The sequence below is a fragment of the Flagellimonas marinaquae genome (assembly GCF_003992675.1).
GTDB classification, from domain to species: Bacteria; Bacteroidota; Bacteroidia; order Flavobacteriales; family Flavobacteriaceae; genus Flagellimonas; species Flagellimonas marinaquae.
In genome coordinates this window covers 286,252-308,752 of the sequence record NZ_RZMZ01000004.1, presented here as the reverse complement: position 1 = coordinate 308,752, position 22,501 = coordinate 286,252, and the positions used below count along the sequence as shown (strand labels likewise).

The 22,501-nt window shown below is 39.0% G+C and carries 23 protein-coding genes; 10 read left to right on the top strand and 13 right to left on the bottom strand.

The annotated features are described in order from the left end of the window. Positions 1-7 precede the first annotated feature (7 nt). The 6 genes from EO130_RS02660 to EO130_RS02635 form a co-directional block, all read right to left on the bottom strand. Complete coding sequence (locus tag EO130_RS02660; RefSeq protein WP_127139972.1) at positions 8-3,382, bottom strand: TonB-dependent receptor; 3,375 nt, start codon at positions 3,380-3,382, stop codon at positions 8-10. Between the two features lie 96 nt (positions 3,383-3,478). Continuing rightward, on the bottom strand, positions 3,479-4,600 hold the full coding sequence (locus EO130_RS02655) for a FecR family protein (protein WP_127139971.1): 1,122 nt from the start codon (positions 4,598-4,600) through the stop codon (positions 3,479-3,481). 257 nt (positions 4,601-4,857) lie between these two features. Beyond that, entirely contained in the window at positions 4,858-5,436 is a 579-nt protein-coding gene (locus EO130_RS02650; protein ID WP_164732858.1) for an RNA polymerase sigma-70 factor, read from the bottom strand. 256 nt (positions 5,437-5,692) lie between these two features. Beyond that, entirely contained in the window at positions 5,693-6,160 is a 468-nt protein-coding gene (locus EO130_RS02645; protein ID WP_206513111.1) for a hypothetical protein, read from the bottom strand. Positions 6,161-6,254: 94 nt separating this feature from the next. Beyond that, positions 6,255-7,124: an SDR family oxidoreductase gene (locus tag EO130_RS02640; RefSeq protein ID WP_127139969.1), complete on the bottom strand. Its 870-nt coding sequence runs from the start codon at positions 7,122-7,124 to the stop codon at positions 6,255-6,257. 18 nt (positions 7,125-7,142) lie between these two features. Next, complete coding sequence (locus EO130_RS02635; protein WP_127139968.1) at positions 7,143-8,039, bottom strand: nuclear transport factor 2 family protein; 897 nt, start codon at positions 8,037-8,039, stop codon at positions 7,143-7,145. A gap of 127 nt (positions 8,040-8,166) precedes the next feature. On the opposite strand from EO130_RS02635, the gene EO130_RS02630 reads away from it, so the two are divergent. The 5 genes from EO130_RS02630 (at position 8,167) to EO130_RS02610 (ending at position 10,716) form a co-directional block, all read left to right on the top strand. Next, a complete protein-coding gene (locus tag EO130_RS02630; RefSeq protein ID WP_127139967.1) occupies positions 8,167-8,601 on the top strand; it encodes a winged helix-turn-helix transcriptional regulator in 435 nt (144 codons plus the stop codon). Positions 8,602-9,142: 541 nt separating this feature from the next. Then, a complete protein-coding gene (locus EO130_RS02625; protein WP_127139966.1) occupies positions 9,143-9,337 on the top strand; it encodes a hypothetical protein in 195 nt (64 codons plus the stop codon). Beyond that, entirely contained in the window at positions 9,334-9,738 is a 405-nt protein-coding gene (locus tag EO130_RS02620; RefSeq protein WP_127139965.1) for a single-stranded DNA-binding protein, read from the top strand. The genes EO130_RS02625 and EO130_RS02620 overlap by 4 nt, the downstream gene beginning before the upstream one ends. A 64-nt stretch (positions 9,739-9,802) precedes the next feature. Then, positions 9,803-10,183: a DUF6876 family protein gene (locus EO130_RS02615; RefSeq protein WP_127139964.1), complete on the top strand. Its 381-nt coding sequence runs from the start codon at positions 9,803-9,805 to the stop codon at positions 10,181-10,183. 83 nt (positions 10,184-10,266) lie between these two features. Next, positions 10,267-10,716 carry a JAB domain-containing protein gene (locus tag EO130_RS02610; protein WP_127139963.1) on the top strand — a complete coding sequence of 150 codons (450 nt, stop codon included), beginning with the start codon at positions 10,267-10,269 and terminating at the stop codon, positions 10,714-10,716. 1,146 nt (positions 10,717-11,862) lie between these two features. On the opposite strand, the gene EO130_RS02605 is transcribed toward EO130_RS02610, so the two are convergent. The 4 genes from EO130_RS02605 to EO130_RS02590 are packed head-to-tail and all read right to left on the bottom strand — an operon-like array spanning position 11,863 to position 14,163. Then, the gene (locus EO130_RS02605) at positions 11,863-12,210 is read right to left on the bottom strand and encodes a hypothetical protein (protein ID WP_127139962.1); all 348 of its coding nucleotides are present in this window, start codon (positions 12,208-12,210) and stop codon (positions 11,863-11,865) included. 30 nt (positions 12,211-12,240) lie between these two features. Then, the gene (locus EO130_RS02600; protein ID WP_127139961.1) at positions 12,241-12,588 is read right to left on the bottom strand and encodes a hypothetical protein; all 348 of its coding nucleotides are present in this window, start codon (positions 12,586-12,588) and stop codon (positions 12,241-12,243) included. Positions 12,589-12,617: 29 nt separating this feature from the next. Further along, a complete protein-coding gene (locus EO130_RS02595) occupies positions 12,618-12,962 on the bottom strand; it encodes a hypothetical protein (protein WP_127139960.1) in 345 nt (114 codons plus the stop codon). A gap of 10 nt (positions 12,963-12,972) precedes the next feature. Further along, complete coding sequence (locus EO130_RS02590) at positions 12,973-14,163, bottom strand: HEPN domain-containing protein (RefSeq protein WP_127139959.1); 1,191 nt, start codon at positions 14,161-14,163, stop codon at positions 12,973-12,975. Between the two features lie 153 nt (positions 14,164-14,316). Here EO130_RS02590 and EO130_RS02585 point away from each other — a divergent pair, with 153 nt between their 5' ends. Beyond that, positions 14,317-14,532, top strand: coding sequence for a helix-turn-helix domain-containing protein (locus tag EO130_RS02585; protein WP_127139958.1), 216 nt, complete (start codon positions 14,317-14,319; stop codon positions 14,530-14,532). A gap of 1,390 nt (positions 14,533-15,922) precedes the next feature. On the opposite strand, the gene EO130_RS02580 is transcribed toward EO130_RS02585, so the two are convergent. Beyond that, positions 15,923-16,660, bottom strand: a complete 738-nt coding sequence (locus EO130_RS02580; protein ID WP_127139957.1) for a hypothetical protein — start codon at positions 16,658-16,660, stop codon at positions 15,923-15,925. 103 nt (positions 16,661-16,763) lie between these two features. On the opposite strand from EO130_RS02580, the gene EO130_RS02575 reads away from it, so the two are divergent. Beyond that, positions 16,764-16,991, top strand: a complete 228-nt coding sequence (locus tag EO130_RS02575) for a helix-turn-helix domain-containing protein (protein ID WP_127139956.1) — start codon at positions 16,764-16,766, stop codon at positions 16,989-16,991. Between the two features lie 102 nt (positions 16,992-17,093). On the opposite strand, the gene EO130_RS02570 is transcribed toward EO130_RS02575, so the two are convergent. Then, positions 17,094-17,528 (bottom strand): JAB domain-containing protein, encoded by a 435-nt coding sequence (locus tag EO130_RS02570; RefSeq protein ID WP_127139955.1) that lies wholly within the window; start codon positions 17,526-17,528, stop codon positions 17,094-17,096. Positions 17,529-17,578: 50 nt separating this feature from the next. After that, positions 17,579-17,971, bottom strand: a complete 393-nt coding sequence (locus EO130_RS02565; RefSeq protein ID WP_127139954.1) for a hypothetical protein — start codon at positions 17,969-17,971, stop codon at positions 17,579-17,581. Positions 17,972-18,258: 287 nt separating this feature from the next. Between EO130_RS02565 and EO130_RS02560 the strand changes: the two genes are divergently transcribed. Genes EO130_RS02560 through EO130_RS02550 form a run of 3 tightly spaced genes read left to right on the top strand, consistent with a single transcriptional unit; the run spans position 18,259 to position 22,480 of the window. Next, entirely contained in the window at positions 18,259-18,456 is a 198-nt protein-coding gene (locus EO130_RS02560; protein WP_127139953.1) for a helix-turn-helix domain-containing protein, read from the top strand. Positions 18,457-18,468: 12 nt separating this feature from the next. Continuing rightward, positions 18,469-21,237, top strand: a complete 2,769-nt coding sequence (locus EO130_RS02555) for a type I restriction-modification system subunit M (RefSeq protein ID WP_127139952.1) — start codon at positions 18,469-18,471, stop codon at positions 21,235-21,237. A gap of 1 nt (position 21,238) precedes the next feature. Further along, on the top strand, positions 21,239-22,480 hold the full coding sequence (locus EO130_RS02550) for a restriction endonuclease subunit S (RefSeq protein WP_127139951.1): 1,242 nt from the start codon (positions 21,239-21,241) through the stop codon (positions 22,478-22,480). Positions 22,481-22,501: the final 21 nt, after the last annotated feature.

Sequence of the window (22,501 nt, the reverse complement as noted above, 5' to 3'; positions counted from 1 at the left end):
ATTAAAATTAAAAGGTCAAGGTTAATCCTAAAGTGTAGGTCTCGGCTGCTGGATCTTGGGCATTGTCGTACCCTCTTCTTAAATTACCGGTCCCCCTATTGATTTCAGGGTCATAGCCCGAATAGTTATCGAACAAAATCAGGTTGGTTCCTTGGATATAGACCTTTGCCGTGGAAATCCACGGAATGTTGTCGGTTGGAATCCTGTAGGAGAAATTGAGATTTCTTAATCGGACAAAAGAGCCGTCCTCAATCATATCAGAATTGGATGTGACTAATGAACGTTGTGCGGCGTTGGCCGAAAGAACATTGCTATCCGTGTTGGATGGTGTCCACCTATCCACATAATGACCTGGAACGTTGTTATCGAATGCAACCCCCAACTTTGACAAGGTTTCGTTGAAAATATCATTGCCGAACACAAAGGTGAAGTACATATACATTTCAAAATTTTTGTATTTGAAAGTGTTGCCGAATCCTCCGAAGAAATCAGGATTGGCATCGCCAATGACCTGCCTATCCTTTGTGACGTCTATTTCACCATCCCCATCAACGTCCTTATACCGTCGACCTCCCAAAAACACGGTTTCGCCGGTCAATCCGGAACTATCTATCTCTTCTTGATTATTCCAAATTCCTTCGGATACAAGTCCATAAAAGCTTCCCAAAGGAATACCTTCTCTTAAAATTCCGGAAGGAACCCCAACAAAATCACCCCCAATGGGATTATTGAGTATAAAGCCTTCTGGAGCATCGATCTCCATTATTTCGTTTCTATTTGTGGAAATATTAAAGCTTGTATTCCATTCAAAATTATCGGTTCGAACATTTAAAGAATTCAATGATAGTTCAAAACCACGGTTCCGAACTTTGCCAAAATTACTTAAAGCAGTATCAAAACTTGTCAATTGCAAAAGAGGCACTTGAACCAGAAGGTCTTTGGTCACCTTGTTGTAATAGTCCAAGGTCAATCCAACTCGGTTGTCAAAAAAACTGGCATCCAACCCGATATCATATTGCGTAGTGGTCTCCCATTTCAAATTATCATTGCCCAAAGTGTTAGGCGCAATTCCTGGTACAAGCGTCTGACCAGAACCAAAAACATAGTTGTTTCCCTGTAGACTCAGTTGGCTTAACGATGAGAATGGAGCCACACCAGGATTTCCAAGTTGACCCAAACTTGTCCTGAACTTTAACTCATCGAACAGATTTAAATTTTTAATAAAATCTTCTTCGTATAGGTTCCAAGCAAAGGCTGCCGAAGGAAAGAGGCCCCATTTATTGTTTTTGGAAAAAACGGAAGATCCATCCAATCTTGCCGATGCCGTAAACAGATATTTTCCTTTATATCCGTAATTGGCCCTGAACAAATAAGATTCCAATCCTTCCTCCAACTCCTGGGACGTATTTGAAATACGTTCGGTACCCGCTCCTAGGTTATTGAACGAAAAAGCGTCGGTAACAAACCCTCTCACCTCTGCTCCATTGGAAAATGTCGAAATGGTTTGTCGGGTATACCCCAAGAGTCCCGAAACACTATGGTTGCCGTACTCTTTATTAAAGTTTAATGTGTTTTCCAATAATATATCATCCCGATTTACATTGGACACCCTTGCTGTTCCTGATGTGGTATTTTCCTGAAACAAAGAGGATGGGCTGTAATTTTGCCCCAGTTCACCTAGAATATTAACCCCTGCCAGGAGTTTGTACTTTAATCCGTCAAATAGCTCATACTCTCCAAAAACAGTTCCAATGACCCTGGTCTGGGTATTTATGTTTTCAAGAAGTTCAGCCCTGGCAACGGGATTGTCAGCCGTTAAAAGGGAACTTTCCGTTTGAAACGTAAATTGTCCATTGGAATCCCGTACCGGTAGGGTAGGAAGCCAACCTGCTATCTGTAATGAGATATCACGGTCCCCAACAAAGTCGTTCAAGTTATATCCCGGGGTGGTCCTATTACGGCTAATCAATAAAGATTGACCTATCTTAAATCTATCGCTTATCTGATGGTCCGAATTCAATTTAAGCTGGTATCGCTTCAATGAACTGTTCATTGATATTCCATCCTGATCAAAGGCATTCAAGGAAAGAAAGAACCTGCTTTTTTCATTTCCGCCCGCTAACGATAGCGTGTAGTTCTGCATCAAGGCGCCATTTTTGAATATTTCGCGCTGCCAATTCGTGCCTTCTCCAAAAGATGAAGGATTCGGATACACCTCGGAGCCGTTGACTTCATTAATCCAGGCTGCATAATCACTGGCATTAAGAACATCCAAAAACCGTCTAGGGGACTGAAAACCAGTATATGTATCAAAGGTGACCTTCAGCTTCCCTACCTTCCCCCTTTTGGTGGTAATCAATATGACGCCGTTGGAACCTCGCGACCCATATATTGCCGTTGCCGATGCATCTTTCAGCACCTGTATGGACTCCACATCCTGTGGGTTGATATCATTTAAGTTAAATCCACCAATAAAACCGTCAATAACATATAAAGGCTCGTTATTCGCGGAAAGCGAATTGCTTCCCCTTATTCTTACCGTTGCCGCGGCTCCTGGAGCGGAAGAGGTCGGAGTGATCTGAAGACCGGAAACCTTTCCTCTTAGCGCATCATCAATCCTTGGTGTTGGAGTCTCAGCAACCGCTTCGCCCTTCACTGAAGCAACAGAACCGGTCAAATCTCTTTTCTTTACGGAACCATATCCAATGATGACTACTTCGTCCAATGATTGGGCATCCTCCTTTAAAGTAACATCCAGGCTAGTAATGCCATCGATTTCGACCTCCTGGGTCACATATCCGATGTAGGAGAAAACCAAAGTGGAAACACCTTGACCTGTCAGTTCCAAACTAAACATGCCGTCAAAATCGGTCTGCGTTCCATTTGTGGTGCCCTTTTCCAAAACATTGGCCCCAGGAAGTGGGACACCCTGCTCGTCGACAACCGTTCCTGTGACCAGCTGTTGTGGCCGAGTGGATTGATCACTAGTTGTATTTTCTGGAATCGATACCTTCTGAAGGCCTTTAACCTTAGTTAAAACAATCTGTTTATTCACCAATGAATATGCTACATCCTGTCCATTAAAAATAATATTCAGGATATCTTTTATCCTCATGTTTTTTACATCGAGACTAACTATTCTTTTGATGTCGATTTCCTCGGTTTTATAGAAAAAACGAAACTCACTTTTATCCTCGATTTTTTCAAGGATGTGTTCCACCGGGGTATCCGTTACCGCTAGCGTTAATTTTTTGTTCTGTGCGTAGGAACTCGCATGTGAATTGAACAAAACCACCAGAAAAAACAAAAAGGAAAGTTTCATGGCAAGGTTTTTACGTAGTAAATTTCCCAGATATCTGGAAAAATTCTTGTAATTTTTCATAGATTTGAAAGATTTTGATTAGTTAATTTGTATGACGGTTAAAATCGAAAGTCAGTCGGGAAACGTGGCCGCGTTGCCCGACTTTTTTGGTTAAGGTCACTCCATTGCTTCAATTGTTATTTTATTGTTGTTCACACTATATTCAAAGCCTGCACTTTCCTTGAAAGTGTCCAATAATTCGGTGATTGTTTCATCCTTAAAGGTTCCTCTAAATCGGATTGCTCCCAGTTCTTGATAATCGTTATCGATGGAAACACCATAGTGCCTCTCTATTTTTTGTAATATGGCTTCAAAAGGTTCATTGTTAAAGGATAACGTACCATTGCGCCATCCTAAATAATCCTCTAGATCCACCTCGTCGATGGTAAGACGTTCTCCTTCCAAAGAGGCTTTTTCTCCTGGCTCTATGATAACGACATCACTGTTCACTCCGTTTTCTCGATAGACTTCAACTTTTCCCTCGGCCAATACAGCATAGGATGTTAAGCTTTCATAGGAATTAACATTAAAGGATGTTCCCAATACCTTTACCCCAATTCCAGCAGCAGAAACCAGAAAAGGGCTCGTTTCATCTCGCGCAACTTCAAAATAGGCTTCTCCTTTCAAAAAAACCTGTCTGTCATGACCGGATAGAAAATTTACTGGAAATTTAAAGGTAGACCCCGCATTCAAATGCACCATACTCCCATCGGACAATGTCAATCGAAACGTCTTTCCGTCGGGTACAATAATCTCATTATAAATGAGGGATTGCACGGCATCGTTACCCCGGTAGGTAATCATTCCTTTGCTGTACGTGCCAAGCTTCTCTCCATTACTATCCAATACGAAGTCCTCACCATCCAGGTCAATTTCCATAGTTTCGGCATTGGAAGTTTTGAGAACAACAGCCTTGTCATCAACGATGGGTAACTGCTCTTGCACTGGCCCCCTTTGTAAAAGATACCATAGGCTACAGCCAAGAAGTGCAATAAAAATGGCCGCATATTTGAAATAAGGTTTCAAATAAAGCACCTTAGTTTGCTTTCTTTTTTCAATACCTGCATTGATTTTGGCCCATAATTTCCCCTTGATTTCCCCATCAAAATCAAGCTCTTTCATTAAGGTGTCCTTGTCTTGAAACGAATCCAGATAGGCGTGAAGAAGTTCTATCTCCCGCTTTGTACATTCACCATTGGCATATCTGTCCAAAAGTTGTTTTACCTGCTTTCTGTCCATTTAATCAAAGGAGAATTTTTGGTCTCCTCTATAGATATGTACCAAAAAGTGGCTGTCGGTACACCTACCGAATCAACTTTTTTTTAGAATTGTTTAAATATCCTGTCTTGAATGTGTTAAATTCATAAATTTTTACATGATATTTTGCGTATGTTCCCATGCTAGTTTTCAATCGTTCATTTTAATTGAAGAGATACTCTATGGAAAATAAAAGGGAATCGCGTCAAGTTGACAGTAAAGTATGAAAACAGCGAATACTAGAAGAAGCACATGTGAAGGGTGAAAATGAGGGATACTATAATTTCTTCGTCCATTAATTGCTGCCGGATTCGCATGAGGGCTTTGGATATTTGGTTTTTGACTCCTTGAACGGATATACCCAATTTTTCGGCAATTTCCTTATTGGACATTTGCTCAAATCGACTCAATATAAATATCTCTCTACATCTCGTAGGTAATGCCGATACTTGCTCGTCGAGAATATTTTCCAAATCTTTAAACTCGATATGACCCGAACTATCCATGCCCAAATCGATAATATTGATTCTGGTAAGCTCCTCATCGGAAATCCTTCTATCCCTGATTTTATTTAAAACCTGGTTCTTCACGCATCTGAATAAATACGCTTTAAGGTTTTCGATGCGCAACGTCTTCCGTTTAACCCATAAGTCAAGAAATACGTTCTGCACAACATCTTCACAGACATCGCTTTTATTCAAAATTCTGAATGCATAAAAAAATAGCTCCTTTGAATAATGGTTATAGATTTCCTCAAAAGCTTCCTTATTATCGAGAGCCACGCCATCCAACAACTTTTGACTATAACTATTTTTCAATTTACCAGGGTTGAATTCATCAAATCTAAAAAATATTAACGAATTATTAACGATACGATAATAATAGAATGGAAATAATTCCTTTTTCTCGGTTTTCAATCCCTAACAGCAAATCGCTAAACTGTTTCCGGACATCATCAGGACATAAAAAACCACAAGAGCCGAAACCCTTGTGATTATGTTATAATCAGCAATTTGTTATACTAAATCTAAATCCCGCCTAAAACATCTTCTAACTACATGTATTTCAAAATTATTATTTCAATAACGCCAATTGTCCTTGATGATAACTTAGGTGTATGGTTCTGCTCAATACCACATTAAGTTTGTTTCTGTGAGGTTCTTTTGCAAAGTCCTCTTCTGAGACGGTATTGTGTTTTTGCAGCCAATCTTCAGTTGATAAATGATTAAAGTGCTTTTTTAGTTCGTCATTCACTGCTGTCCATTTTTGAATCAAGTCTGTTGCAGTAAAAGGCAATGGCTCCAAATTATCAGGATTTCTTAAAAAACTATCTTTTAATTCCGGAAACATTACTTCTCTAAAACCAAGTAAGGGTAACATTGCGTCATGCGCAGCAGTAAGATGACCTACTAAATAAATCCCTCTATTTCGATTGGGTGCCACGGCTTTCATCATTTTTTCCTCACCAAGTTTAGTCAATAGGTCAGAAGTATGCTGAACGGTTGTGTTCCAACTGTCAATGATTATTTGCGTTTGCATCATGATATATATGATTAATCAAATTAATTTCTATATGACAAAAAATAAAGCCCTAGCGAAAGTTTAGCTTCAGTAGGGCTTATTTATGCATTGCAATTTAGGCAGACACGCCTCCCAACACTTCCTCCAACTGCATTTCTTTCAAAATTCTATCTTGAATAGGTTGTGTTAGGTTATTGATTTCGTCAGTACCCCAAGTGATACCGACAACTGTTCTTGTAGGACGACTTCCAAAAGGCAAATCCGCTAATTTCAAATATGCATCTACTACCCATTGTGGGTCGGGAGCATCTTTGCTCTGTAACATTTGAGCAAAATTTTCACCCATTGCTGATGGAACACCTGCCAATTCGCCATAAGTTGCTAAAACTTCACTATGTGCAGGAGCTTGACCTGATGCCAATAATCCTGTGCCAAATGGACCAGGTTCTACCAAGACTATATCAACACCAAAAGGTGAAACTTCGTATCTTAATGCTTGTGAATATCCCTCCAAAGCGTGTTTGGTTGCGGTGTAAGTACCAAAAAATGGTGGTGACATACGACCGACCAACGAAGAAGTATTGATAATTAAACCAGAACCCGCTTTACGCATACTCGGTAAAACAGCTTGCATTACTCTAATAGCACCAAAATAATTGGTTTCCATTTGAAATTTTGCTTGTGCAACGCTGAATGCTTCGGTAATTCCCAAATACATAATCCCTGCATTGTTGATAAGAATATCAATGTTTCCTGCTTCTGTAAGAATAGTTGAAATAGCTTCTTTTACCGAAGCATCGTTGGTAACATCCATATCTACAACTTTAATATGTGTAGAATGGCTCTCTAATTCTGCTTTTGCATTGGCATTTTTACCGCTTGGATTACGCATTGTAGCAAAAACCTTATAGCCTTTATCGGCAAAATCTTTTGCAGCTTTTAGACCAAATCCGTTGCTGCTTCCTGTGATGATTATGTTTTTCATTTTGATAAATATTAATTTTTAAAATCCAAACATTCCGTTATTATGAGCCAATCCTTCGGTAGGTATTTCTTGAATTACGTCCCAATGTGCTACGATTTTACCGTCTTTCATTCTGAACAAGTCGTAAAAGACGTATTTCTTGCCACCATTCCATTCACCTTCGCTTACCGTCAACACAAAATTTCCTTCACCCAACACTTTATGAATTTTGGTGTATTTAAACATATTGTTTTGAGAAGTAAGATATTCTACTGCTTCTACTATGCCTGTTAATCCGTCTTTAATTTGAGGATTGTGCTGGTGGTACTCTTCTGAACTGATGTAGTCGCCAATCTTACTTGGGTTTTTACCCATTAAAACGTCTTCAACAAGAGAAACTGCCAGGGCTTTGTTTACCTCAGTTTTGTCCAAGTCCTCAACAGTTGTTGGTCCATCGGTTTGTGTCCTTCCGCTCGCAGTTTCTTTCACTAAAACGGTCATGGCGTCCCAATGCTCGGCTACTTTTCCGTTTTCATCGACACGAATAATATCAAATGCCACCATTTCATCCGCACCAAAAGGTTTGGCGTTTTTCCAGATATTGTGCATAAACACAAAATCGCCATCTTGAAACATCCGCACGTTTTCGGCATAGGTTCCGTGTTCTTTTAGAACAGGTAATAAACCAATAAAAGGTTCTAAACCAGTTGGCACAAAAGGATTATGCTGAATGTAATCGGCGTTAGCCACCTGTCGCATAGTTGCGGTGTCTTGTTTCATTACAGCACCTAAAAAAGTGCCTACGATTTCTTTGTTTGTCATTTTTAATGTTTTTGATTGATTTTGCTCGCTTGTTGATTTCGTTTGATTAACACCACAGGAAGCGAGAATACCTGATAGTGCTGATAGTGCTAATACTGCTAATATTTTACTCATCGGTTTCATTTTGATAATTGAATTATTACTTTTGTTCCGCCAGTAAAACTACAACATCACTTTCAACATGCAAGTTATTTTAAATATAAATTGCATTTTGCAAGTAAAAATAATATTATCTTAACAGATGCGACAAGATTTTAGATGTGATTGCCCTATTACCTCAGCCTTAGATGTTTTAGGTGACAAATGGATGCTGGTTATCGTGAAGCAAATGCTGATTGAAGGCAAAGAAACTTTTAAACACTTTACGGAAAGCGACGAAGCCATTGCTACGAATATCCTATCAGCAAAGTTAAAGCTGCTTGAGGAAGCAGCAATAATTACCAAAAATAAACTTCCAGATAATAAAAAAACCAACATCTATCTTCTCACCGATAAAGGCTTGGCTTTGACGCCAATAATAGTAGAACTGGCCCATTGGAGTGATCACCATCTAAGAGATATCCATTCTTCTATGGTGAGTGGAGAGACGATGAAATTACTTCGTCAAGACAAATCAGCTTTTGTGGACATGTTGAAAAAAAACTACCGAGAAAAATTAAGTTCGTTTGGTATCTAAACAAGCTTGGAAAATTGGTTTATCTAGTTAGGAGGTTTCATCAGCAAAATTTTCATTAGTAGGACAAGATATTCGATTTATGCTAAAAAACTCCAATACAACTTAACGCTGATATTATATTGCAAAGTCTAAAACGGTTCAATCAATCGATACAAAACTTAGCTTGATGGTCCCCTATCTCACTGCCCTACAATAAATTCCTTCATACTTTAGCTAAGTTTTATTCCTTAGAAAGGTATTTAACAAGTTCATACATTAACTTTAGTTACCTCCCTGTTATCTCATTTTTTGTGCTGCTTCCATGGAGCTATGAACTTCTCATGTTTCGCAATTGATATTCCCTGTTAAGCCCGCCGTCCCTCCTTTTTTGGGTGGCAAAACAACAACATCCCTTCCTGTAGCCGGCATAAAGCCAGACCCCTCCCCTCGGAGGGGTTTCTTTTTTATACGGCTCGCACAGCAAGGGATGCTGTACACCAGTTAGCATCAAAAAAAGGTGACAGCGATGGCGCTACTGGAAGTAAATCAAATACCACAAACCATGAAATCGTACACATCCCATTTATCGGAAGCAGCACAAAACCATCAAAAAAAGGAAGACGCTCCAGATACCATAAGTAAATCAGTTGCCTGCGGCTTTTCTATTGCTGTTGCTGGGAATATGGTTAGGTCTGTCAATCTAGAGTTCAATTATTTTCTAACCGCCCGATTTGGGCATAAATCCTTTCAATCATGAGCAATTTCAGAAATCATGTACAGTTAATCGGAAATGTGGGGGAAGACCCCAAGATCACCCTCCTCGATGGAGGACGTAAAGTGGCCCGTTTTCCCATGGCCACCAATGAGTACTACACCAACAACCAAGGAGAAAAAATCCAGAACACCGACTGGCACCAGGTCGTGGCCTGGGGCAAGACCGCCGATATCCTCGAAAAGTACACCGCCAAGGGCAGCGAGATCGGTGTGCAAGGGAAGATCAAGACCCGTTCCTATACCACCGAGGACGGTAACCAGCGCTATGTGACCGAAATCGTGGCCGATGAAGTCCTTCTATTGGGCTCCAAAGCTGCCCAAGAGACTAGTGAACCAAAGAAATCAAAGAGTTCCAAAAGGACATCCACCAAAAAGGATGCCTAGCACCCAAGGGGTGCCCCTAGGGCATCCCTTCTTTTCTTTTTTGTTCAATTCAAATTCAATTCCCATGGAAACAAACATCCAACACCTTAAAGAACAGCTAAGCCAGTTTTGTGGCTCACAACAGGTTTTTACCCTTCCCCTCTGCCGAACACGGTACACCGAGGGCATCCAATTCCTTGCACAGTCCGCCAATGCCTTTTGGCTATTGACAGATGCCTCCGTGATGGGCAAGAGCCTTAGGGACAAAAGCCCTTTTATCACCATCGACTTTAAACGCTATACCCCATCGGAAGTGGAGACCCATGGCCATGATGCCGTCATCACCTATACCGATGGCAACGGAACCGTCCTTGCTCGACAACAGTATCATTTCACGGATTTTCCCTTGGAGCAGATCCGACTATTTTTTGTGGACAATACCCTCCTATTGCCCTCCGAATATTAAAATGGTCGAGGGGATGCCCAAACAATCCTTTGGAACATCCCCTCTTTCATTTTCCCTTACTCATTAATCCAATTTTCAGAAAAATGACAGCTAAAGTTAACGAAATTAAAATCAGTTACCGCGAGCATACCCGAATATCGGAAGCTCCACAATTGAGCTCTTCACGGGATGTGGCCGAACTGTTGCACCACAATTGGGATGCCGATACCCTGGCCCTCAAAGAATCCTTTAAAATCCTATTGCTCAATAACTCCAATCGGGTCAAGGGCATCTATCAGGTGTCCGATGGGGGCATCACGGGTACCGTGGTGGATCTGCGCATCCTCTTTGCCGTGGTGCTCAAGACTACTTCTACTGGAATTTGTCTTGCCCATAACCACCCCTCGGGGAACCTCAAACCCAGCCAGCCCGATAAACAGCTGACCCAAAAGATAAAACGGGCTGCCCAACTATTTGATATCAAAGTGCTCGATCACGTCATTATCGTACCCAACGGAGACCACTTCAGTTTCGCGGATAATGGACTTCTTTAAGTTGTCCATTATACAACAATCATATGATACATAGTAGAAAGCGAGCCATCCCATCGGGATGGTTTTTTTGGGTCCTTGAATTAAGGCCCTTGGCGTTTAAATGCAAATCATTTTTTAGCATTTTTTTTATCGGTTTTTCCAATGGTGATGATGCTTCGGTGAGACGGTATACCTACCTAAACCATCCCTTCCATTTTAATGAAAATCCACCCCATTCCACCATTTACTGCAAACTCCATAATTCCACGTCTTTCACCTTCTTAAAATTTTATCCCTTTTTCGTTCAACAGCCCATGCGCAATACCTTGAATGGGCGATGAATTTTGTGCTGCGCACAGAAAAGAATAGCAAGAGGGCAACACGGCCAGCCGGTGTTGCATGCATTGATTTTTAAATAAACCGCTGTTTTACAGCTGTTTATTATCAAAAAGGTCTTTAAGCAAAGGCTTTGGAGGCCCCGATTTGCGGCAAATGCCCCCGAAACCCCTATAAACAGGCACGGATTTGCGGCAAATCTCAAAATTCGCTAGGTTAAGTCCTACTAAAAATTAGAGCTCATATTCACAAAATGGTACACTACTCCAAAAACCACTGAAACAAAAAAAATCAATGGAAAAGTTTATCCTGAAATCAAGGCTTTCATTTTGTCCTGCTTGCGGGACGAAAATGTGAAGCAAGAGGATAGCACGCTGGCGCGATGCTATTGAATCATTTTCCTTCGGAAAAGCCCAGTTTTAGGGTATTTTTTAAAAATATTGGTTATTGTTGTTTACATCATTTTTGACTAAAAAAGGCTTCCAGCTCAGTAAAATCAATAGATTTTTGACTAAAAAACGATTTTTTGAAGTCTAGTTGAAGTGAAAAAGTAGACAATTATTTGAATGATTAATTTTGTAGATTGATTTTCATTTTTGATGAAAAAATGCTCTCAGCCCAATAAAATCAAGGAATTTTTGATGAAAAAATGATTGTCTAAGGCTTTAACAAATATTATTGTGAATCTATTCTTTGACTGACTGAACTTTCTATATTGATACCATTTTTAACAGAAAAATACGTTCAGCCCAATGAAATTAAGGAATTTTTAGCGTAAAAATCAAAAATCAGTTGCTTATTTAGGGCGAAAATACTTTTGTCATTTCTAAATCATTCCTCTTTATTAGCTTTCTTTTCCTCCCGATAAAATAGGTTCAATTGGTCCATCAATGCCTCTTCCCCGAGCGGCATCAGGCGGTTAGCAATGGTAATTGCTTGATGGATGAATTCCTCTTCGTTCCTGTCCATTAGATCGTCCGAACCAAGATTGGGATTTATTGCCCTCATGGAAAGGTATAACAGTGCGCGAACGGTCAATAATAGATCGGCATGACCGTCAAGGTAAAAGAAGGTGGGTTGGAACTTTTCCTTGAACCAGGGATGTGGGACCAAAGTAGGGGAATGGTCATTGGAATGGAGCCTCAAATTCTTTAGGAGCTTTTCTTCGTTCGGGTTCATGATACGATGTATTTGAATTGTTATATATGATTATCCGTTTTCAAGTTTCGATAGCATTTCATCCAGTTTGTCCAAGTAGTACATTTGGCTATCAGGAAGGATGCTCAGCACCAGTTCCAATACTTGGTTAATACTGTCCTCCTTTGATGCATTTTGGTTTTTAGTGGCCAACATCATCCCATCACCATCAAGGGCGAATACACAGAGCTGCAATAGGCTTCTAATCTGCATCAAAAGGTGGTCGTTGTCCCTGACCTCGAAGCACACATGGTTTCCTTTGGGATCAACGGAATTTTGGTTACCCAACAGCCCGATTAGATTTTTTCTAAGGTCTTGGATTTCCTTTAAGGTTTTGAGTTGCTTCTTTTTCTGTTTCATTGTTGACGTATTTGGGTTGACAATCATGCTTATTCCTTCAAAAGGAGCTTTTCTATTCGATCATAGCTGTCCAATTGGTCATCCGGGAGAATATCAATGACCAACTCTAGTATGGTGATCACTGCATCATCCTTGGATAGAAAGAGAAGTCTTGGGGAGTCCAGTTCGTTTTCATTGTCAATGGTGGACATGCACAGCCTTAATAGGCATGAGATGACATAACGAAGCTCTGAATTGTTTTCCACTTTGAACACTACTTCTTGGGCCTGAGGTTTATCCTTCCCATGATATCTTCGTTTTCTGGGTTTCAACAAACCGATTACCTTGTCCAATAGTTCCTTATCGTTGCTTTGGCCTTCTTCGTTCTTTTTCATGGCTGCACTGTTAAGTTGTGGTTATTTTATCGGAAAGCATGAGCTTTCGCATTTCATCCAAATAAATGCCTTCTTCCAGGGGAACAAGATTCTTCGAGAATTCCAATACGGTCTTTACATCCTCTTTCACGTTTTTGATGTCCAAGGTCATATCACAATGCTCATCCAAGGCCAGGATACATACATTAAGGGTCGACCGTAAGGTGCAGAACAAGCTAAAGTGACTGTGCATATATACATGGTTGAGGTAATACCCTTTTTTGGTCCACCGATTTGCAGGTCTCATCATTGCAAAGTTATCCTCGCTCAATTGTCTTACCGTGTCCAATAAGTTGGGCTCTTTTCTGTTTTGGGTTTTAGGGGAAGTCTTTGTTCCACTTGTAATAAGCGTCTTTAAGAGATCAAGTTCCTCGTCGAACAATTGCCTGATATCATCCAAGAAACATTCAAGTTTTTGTTCCAAAATGTCCAATTGATCCCGTTCCATAAGAAAGGAGTTATCATACCTTGAACTGGAATAGGCCCTATCTAATAGTTCCAACAATTCCATTTCTGTATTGTCCTCAAGCTTGAACATTCCCCTTGTTCGACGTATGCTCCTTTCCAAGAACTTTTGATGGGACTCTATCTTATGGCATATTTTGACTTTTCCGCAGAGAAAGCCTTCCAATGCCCTATACCCAAGTTCAAAACCTTGATGGGCCATAAAGGCAGCTTGGGAAAGGTTGTTGTCCGACATGAAGTATGTGAATCCTTTTTGAAATGCCAAGCTACCTTTCAAGGATGTCCGAAAGTCCGCTTCCATGTTTGTCAGGAATTTTTCGTTTGTTAGACCTTCATTATGGTTCCAAGGAAAGCCAATATCCCGATCTCCAAAGATGAGATGTTCGGGCCGACAATGGTTGATGAAATATAGGTTGCCATTTGCCAATTCCGTTTTGGCATGAACAAGGGAAAAGACATTATGAAAGTCATCTTGACGATCGTGAAACAGACCTTGGACAATGGGAAGAAACTTGTTGCTGATGTCACTTTTGGGTGCGTCAATGATGATGTTCCACCTGAATTTAAAGGTGTTCTTTTTTTCGTGGCCCTTGTTCAGATAGACCTGTACGACACTTGGAATTACATTAATGAGATCTGATAAAAGCCTTTGAATCCGAGGGTCGAGCTGTTTCTTTTTTTGCTTTAGGGAGTTCATATTTTGAAGTTTTAAGGTGAATTTCAATCCAATTGTATAGATATTCTATACTAATGTATAAAATAAATACTCATTTTCTATACAGATTCAATAAAATTTTATATAGGTGTGCCTAAAATTTATCTTTATGTATCAAAATTTTACATCACCAAAATGACAGATCTAGGATTATATTTGGCCAAAAAGTCCATTAACAAAGCGGAAGTGGCAAGAAGGACAGGTATCAGTAAATCAAGGATAAGTCAATTGAGTTCCAACCCTACCACGAAACTACGAGCGGAGGAACTCTATCTTATATCATTGGCCATTGATGTAGACCCCTGTGAAGTCATGAAAGAATTGTATGGGGATGTGAAGCTTCCAAATTGACCTTTAGCCTCGCCTAGTATATTAGTTTGTCTCTGATTCGAGGTTGGCGACAACATGCTCACTGTTTTAGATTTCCAATCAGCAAAAAAAGGGGTCAGAAAATAGAATAACAATTATTGACTCAATACTCGAGTCATATAAGCAGTAAAATGATGATTTTTATGAATATAGCGATGTCCTAAATAGGATAAACCTATAATGGGAATGTAAACTAATCCAAAAATTAACAAATAAGGTAAATTAGAGTTAAATATTGTTAAAAAACGTAGTGTTTGCAAATTGTTTGCAAAAAAACAAACCTCAGAAAGAGAAACTCTCTGAGGCCTTATGAATACTAGTGATCGCGATAGGATTCGAACCTATGACCGTCTGCTTAGAAGACCCTACTAATTGATTATCAATCTGTTACATTCTTTTTCATTGTTTTGATTTTTAAACATTTACAATTTTTAGGCTTTTCTTCTTATTTCATCGATTTTCAATGTTCTGCCAATTTGTTGCAGGAATGTTGCAGTCAAAAACATCAAACAAATCAATAATATGTAATATTGCAGTTTCTGCAGTTTCTGCAGTTTTCAAATTCGAACATCATTACATTGTATCAATATAAAGTTCTTTGAAGTATATCAGATGTTTAATCTCATCCTTGGGCAATATTACCTCAATAGTCCTCTCAGGATATTGTGTCTGAGTAACCGAGAACGTTTCTTCTAACACTACTACATCCCCAAATAGGGCGCTGTAACGCTTTAACCAATGCTCTACCGTAACTTTACTCTTCTTTGCCTTATCATAGTCTAAAACCGCATTTATGCAGCTCTGCTCATTATTAAGCATTCTCTCAACAGACCACACACGATGATACAACTCAATACTGGCACATGAATTCTCTCGTTGAGGGCAAACACATGGAAAGACATGAATAGATTTATCCGAGTTCCATCTCCTCCATTTAAAGCAAGGTGTTATTTCAACAAGTCGATTTATTTCCGTTGTTCTGGCAGCTAACCATTCTGCAATGTTATCAATCTTGACCACCAATACACTAGCTTCGATTAGAGAAGAGTGAATATGGAAGTGCGAGTATAAGATGGGCCAATGCGATGTATGCATATAGGTTATTTACTCCAAACATCTTGAACATCCAATAAATTTCCGAAATGACAGGGAAGAAAAAGGATATTGCTCCACTAATAAATCCCCCTTCTTTGAAAGCAATAACTACTGTCCAGATGTGTGTTATCAACGCAGTGATTGGGAAAATGATAACTATTAGTCCAAATATAGTTATTAGAACTCCATTTCCGAGGTTATTAAAAAACTTCTTCATGTTTTTTCATTTTTATTTATATAATCATATGCAAACTTCCATAATTACTTCATCCATTTATCAATTGATTGAATAACTGTCATCAGATATATCAAACATGAAAGTCTGACCAATATCAACGGACAAATCACTACTTGAAAAAATAACTTCATCATTCTTGTCACGTACCTCTACCATATTAATTTCAGCTTGACTTTCCGAGCTTGTTTGATATTTGAATCCAATTTTATCATAAGTAATCAAAGTATTGGATTCCACGATGTCCGTATTGGTATTGGAGTTCACTGTAGCTGAGACCAAATCTCCATTTTCGTCATCAAAATAATATGTGATCTCCAAGGGGTATTGCTCATCTGGACTCCCAAAGCCACTAAAATTTATGGTATATTCTTGGGCTCTTGGTGGACATGGGTCACATTCTTTATACTTGGTACTTGTACTTGAACTATCATAAAAATCAACCGTCTGAAGAGTATAATCATCAGTGAACTCGATATAACTTTTGAGTGTCGGGTTCTCCTGCCAATTCTCATAGCTTTCATCTGAATCCGGATAGAATTCAATCAATACATTTCCATCAACAATTTCCCAAACACCATCAGCAGTAAAATAAAGATTATAATACTTGGACGTGCCATCTGGATAATAACTATACCATATATCTTCATAGTCAGTTGTTGGGTACCAATCTCCAACCAATCTCATTTCCATGTCTGATAGGTTGGGCTCATCTTGCTCGTCCTTTGAGCAACTCATGAATGTCAATAATGCTATTAATCCTAAAAAAATATGTTTCATAATTTATGTTTAGTGTTAGTTAATATTTTCGATTATCATTAATGATTACCAACTAAGAACGGTTGAAGTCCACTTTTGTTTTATCATAAATGATAATCCAAGGTTGACTCTCGACAAGAAAAATTTACAAATAGCCATAGGGCAACGGATAAGGCAACTCAGAGAGGAACGCAATATTCCTCAACAAGACCTTGCTGCTGCCTGTGATTTTGAAAAGTCCAATATGGCACGTTTGGAAGCGGGCAAGACAAATCCGACACTTTATACGCTAAAGAAAATTGCCGATAATCTGAACTTACCTCTGGAAGCATTGGTCATTGACCTACTTTAGTTTCCGCTATTAATACTAATCTGAACAATTTTTCATTCGTTGATGTATGGCTAAATATCCAACTTTAGAGTACGTTCACGTTTAAGAACAAAATGAAAAGTTTTAAAGTTGTCCGTGATCTGCAAAACTGTAATATCCCTCCTTGGTAACAATCAAATGATCCAACAGGAGCAAATCAACTTGCCTTGTCGCTTTTTTCAACTTATTGGTAATATCGATGTCCGCTTTACTGGGCTTTAAGTTGCCACTTGGATGATTGTGCACTACAATGATATGCGAAGCGATACACTTCAATGCTACACTCAACAAGAGCTTCACATCTACAAACGTTCCAGATATTCCACCTTTGGACAAATCATAGATTCCCAAGAGTTGGTTGGAACGGTTCAATAGTATTACTTTCATTTCTTCCTGAAGTTCCAAAGTATCTTTGTTCCAATGCCCTAATATCAGTTCATAAATTTGTTGACTATTGTTAAGGCTCACTAAGCTGGACTTCCTAGGTTTATAGGAAATCATTATCTCTGCTAATTCCATATTTATATAAAAATATTAAAGGCACTACCCTACGGCAATGCCTTTGTTTATTAGACAAGTTCATGTACTCCATTTGTACTAAAGGTACTTACATCGGCCTCTATGGCCTCTACAGGAGTCTTTGGTTCTCTCTTGGGTTCAGGAGCACCTTCTGGAAGATATACCCATCTGTGGGACAAGGTAATTTCCTCGCCAGTCTCTTTGATAATGTACTGGTATGGCTCGCATTCTTCCTTGACAATCTTCCCCGGCATTTCTGTCCCTATCAATGCTTCACAGGTATTCTCGTCAAATGTGGAGGAGATAAACGCTCTCTTGGCCGTAGCATAATATCTGTTGGTAGTTTGGCTTAATACCATCTCTATGCCGCCTTGAAGTTCCAAGAGGAAGAATGATTCTCCTTCTTCATTCTCCCGTTCTCTGTAACCGATAATTCTAACCATTTCTTTTGATTTTTGAAGTTGAATATTTCCATTCTAGACCAAGCCACCTTTTGCTAGTAAAACAATCAGCTATCACCTTGATTTTATTTACCAGACAGTAAAAAAGCTATTAATCTAAAGATGGGCGGGGTATTTCCCCAGCGAGCATTAGGTGGGGGTATTGCAAGAGGTACTTTGCGTAAAAACAAATGGGGGTCAAAAAAATTTTTATATAAAAATATAATGCTCTGCTTGGTATTTATAGTAAAAAACCTACTTTTATTATCTCCCTCATATCATTATTTCCAATGAATAGAATTAAAGAAGTCCTAGAGGAAAAAGGCATAAAGCAAGTCTGGCTAGCTGAGAAGTTAGGTAAGAGTTTCAATACGGTCAACGGATATGTACAGAACCGTAATCAACCTAGCTTGGAAGTACTTTATGCCGTTGCACGGATTTTAAATGTTGACGTAAAGGAGCTATTAATTTCGAATAAAGAAGAATAACATACAACGATAATGAACAAACAACAACTAGCTGCTAAAATTTGGGAATCTGCAAACCAGATGCGTTCAAAAATTGAAGCAAACGAATATAAAGACTACATCTTAGGCTTCATCTTTTACAAATACCTATCCGAAAAGCAAATACAATTTGCCCGTAAGGAAGACTTTACGGAAGATGATATAAAAGCACTCTCTGAGGATGACACAGAAACAGAAACTATAGACTTTATAAAAAAGAATATCGGTTACTTTATTTCGTATAAATATTTGTTCAGTACATGGATTGATAAAGGAAAAGACTTTGATGTGTCGGATGTACGAGATGCGTTGTCTGCATTTGACCGTTTGATTAGCCCGAAGCATAAGAAACTGTTTGACGGCATTTTTAATACCTTACATACAGGATTAAGTAAACTTGGGGACTCAGCACCAAAGCAGACCAAGGCAATCAACGATTTGCTTCATCTTATCAAGGATATACCAATGGATGGAAAGCAGGACTATGATGTACTTGGTTTTATCTATGAGTATCTCATCGAAAAGTTTGCGGCAAATGCTGGCAAAAAAGCTGGAGAGTTCTACACGCCACATGAGGTTTCTGTCTTAATGTCTGAAATTGTTTCCGACCATCTAAAAGACCGTAAAGAAATACAGATATATGATTCCTGCAGTGGTTCTGGATCACTGCTGATTAATATTGGAAGTAGTGTGGCCAAGTACATGGACGACAAGGATAACATTAAGTACTACGCACAAGAACTAAAACAAAACACCTACAACCTTACCCGTATGAACTTGGTCATGCGCGGTATTTTACCATCCAACATCCAAACAAGAAACGGAGATACACTAGAAGAAGATTGGCCATACTTTGATGAAAACGACCCCATACACACCTACAATACTTTGTATGTAGATGCCGTTGTTTCCAACCCCCCCTATTCCCAGAAATGGACACCTGCTAACAAGGAAGCTGACCCTCGATATTCCCGTTTTGGACTAGCACCAAAGACCAAGGCCGACTTCGCATTTCTATTGCACGACCTTTACCATGTAAAGCCAGACGGCATCATGAATATAGTATTGCCCCACGGCGTTCTTTTCCGTGGTGGCGAAGAGGGAACCATACGCAAGCAACTTATAGAAAGTAACCATATTGATGCCATTATAGGGCTACCTGCAGGTGTATTCTTTGGTACGGGCATCCCAACAATCATCTTAGTACTTAAACAAAGACGTAGCAATACGGATGTATTGATTGTTGATGCTTCCAAAGGATATATCAAAGAAGGTAAAAACAATAAACTACGTGCTTCGGATATAAAGCGTATTGCTGATGTCGTTCGTGAAAGAAAACCTGAACCAAAATTCTCAAGAGTCGTAGAAAGAGATGTAATTCGTAAAAATGAGTACAATTTAAATATTCCTAGATACGTAGATTCCTCTGAACCAGCAGAAAAATGGGATATTTATGCTTCCATGTTTGGTGGTATACCCGTGAATGAAATTGATGACCTTAGTGAATACTGGGAGGCATTACCAAGCCTACGAGAAGCCTTGTTCGAGAATATCACAGCAGTTAATGCCAATTTGAAGGTAGATGATATAAAAGAAAGTATTGAGGCTGATAGTAGCGTTAAATCATTTGTAAAAAAATTCAACACTGCTTTCGATGATTTTGAACAGTATCTCAATAACCGATTGTTGGATTCAGTAGAACGGGTAAAGGTAACCAAAGAAAAAGGCGTAATTAGTTCAGCTATTTTTGAACGCTTGCAAAATATACCGCTTATAGATAAATATGAAGCCTACCAGCTTTTTGATGATGAATGGCAGACGACCAAGGTAGATCTTGAGATTATACAGACGGAAGGCTTTAAAGCAACCCGAGTAGTTGAGCCTAATATGGTTACCAAGAAAAAGAACGGAAAAGATGTAGAGGAACAAGAAGGTTGGAAAGGGCGTATCCTTCCCTTTGAGTTAGTGGAAGAACTGTACCTAGCGGAACAATTGAATACCTTAACTGAAAACGAAAAACGTCTTACTGCCATCGGAGCCGAAATAGAAGAATTGATTGAACAATTACCGGAGGAAGAAAAAGAAGGTAATCTATTGAATGATAAAAACGAGGCTTTTGTGGCAAAGGAGTTGAACGAAGCGGTTAAGGAAGCCTATGTCGATGTAGAAACCCCTGAAATCAATACCCTAAAGACATACCAAGAGTTGCTGGAAAACAAAGCAAGAAAACCTGAAAAGGAACAGTTTATAACGAAACATAAGCAAGTAAATTGGAAGGCAATGGATGCCAACAAAGATGGAACTTATGGCAAAACGGCAGTAAACAAATACTTGTTACAATTACAAAGTACATTTAAGTTTGACGAGGATTCTTTTGAGTACCAAATTGTAAAAGCCAGTCAATTATTAGCAGAACAGAAAGAACTTAAAGTTCAAGTAAAGGAAGAAAAGGCAGCACTACACATGCGAACCAAGGAGACCATTGAAAACCTGACCGTTGAACAAGTAAATACGGTTCTGAAACACAAATGGGTGAAACCTGTGGTACACGCTTTGTATAAACTACCAACAAATACCGTGGATACCTTAACCAGAAAGTTGCAACACTTGGTTGAAAAGTATGCTACAACCTACTCAGAAGTTGCTAAAGACATCAATGAGGCGGAAAATGCCTTGGCAAATTTATTGGGCGAGCTCACAGGTAACGAACAGGATGTTAAAGCGCTGACCGAATTTAAGAACATATTAAAAACCGAAGGATAGTATGGCATTAAACAAGAAAAGCCCAGAAGTTCGGTTTGATGGTTTTTCAGATAAATGGAAAAATGAACAGCTTTTACATCTGGGAGACTTTTTGAAAGGCAATGGTTACTCCAAAAACGACCTGAAAAAAAGTGGTCATCCTATAATACTTTATGGCCGACTATATACAAATTATAATCTTCTGATTGAAGACATTGACACTTTTGTGGAACCAAAAGATGGCTCCGTATATAGTGAAGGAGGTGAAGTTATAATCCCGTCATCTGGCGAATCTGCCGAAGACATCATTGTGGCATCCGTTATTAAGAACAAGCATATCATTATAGGTGGTGATTTGAATGTTATACGGCCGTATGAAGCCTTGAATTCGCAATTTGTCGCATTATCAATTTCAAATGGAGGAGTATATAACGAATTAGTAAAAAAAGCTCAAGGTAAATCTGTCGTTCACATTAGAAATAACGATTTGCAAGAAACATTCTTGCCTTATCCTCATATTTCAGAGCAAGAAAAAATTGCTAACCTTTTTTTAGGATTAGACAAACTTATAACAAAGCACCAAACCCAACTCACCAAGCTTAAAAATCTCAAAAGTGCCATGCTTGTTAAGATGTTTCCACAAGAAGGTGCTAAAGTACCAGAGATCCGTTTTAAGGGGTTTTCTGGGGAGTGGGAATTATTTCCATTTAAAACTCTAGCTAAGTGTAGAAGAGGTCTAACATACAGTCCTAGTGACACAAGGAATAAAGGGATTAAGGTGTTGCGGTCTTCTAATATTGATAACGATACGTTTTTAGAACAGGATGATGATGTTTATGTAAAAAAAGAAGCAATTAATATCGACTTCATTAAAGAGGGAGATATTTTGATAACTGCGGCTAATGGTTCAAGTCGTCTGGTTGGTAAGCACGCAATAGTTGAAGTTTTAAAAAACAAAGCTGTCCACGGTGGTTTTATGTTAATAGCAGAAACAAATGTGCCTTATTTTTTGAATGCGTCGATGAGTTCAACTTGGTATTCACGATTTCTAAAACAAAATATCGCAGGTGGCAATGGTGCTATTGGTAATTTAAAAGGGAATAGCCTCGAGGAATATTTGATTAATATCCCAAAAGAAGATGAACAAATTAAAATAGGCGAATATTTTAAGAATTTAGATTCACTTATTTCCAATCAAAAAGAACAACTTAATAAACTACAAAACATTAAAAAAGCACTTTTAGATAAGCTTTTTGTCAACTAACCCAACCAACTTTATCAAACT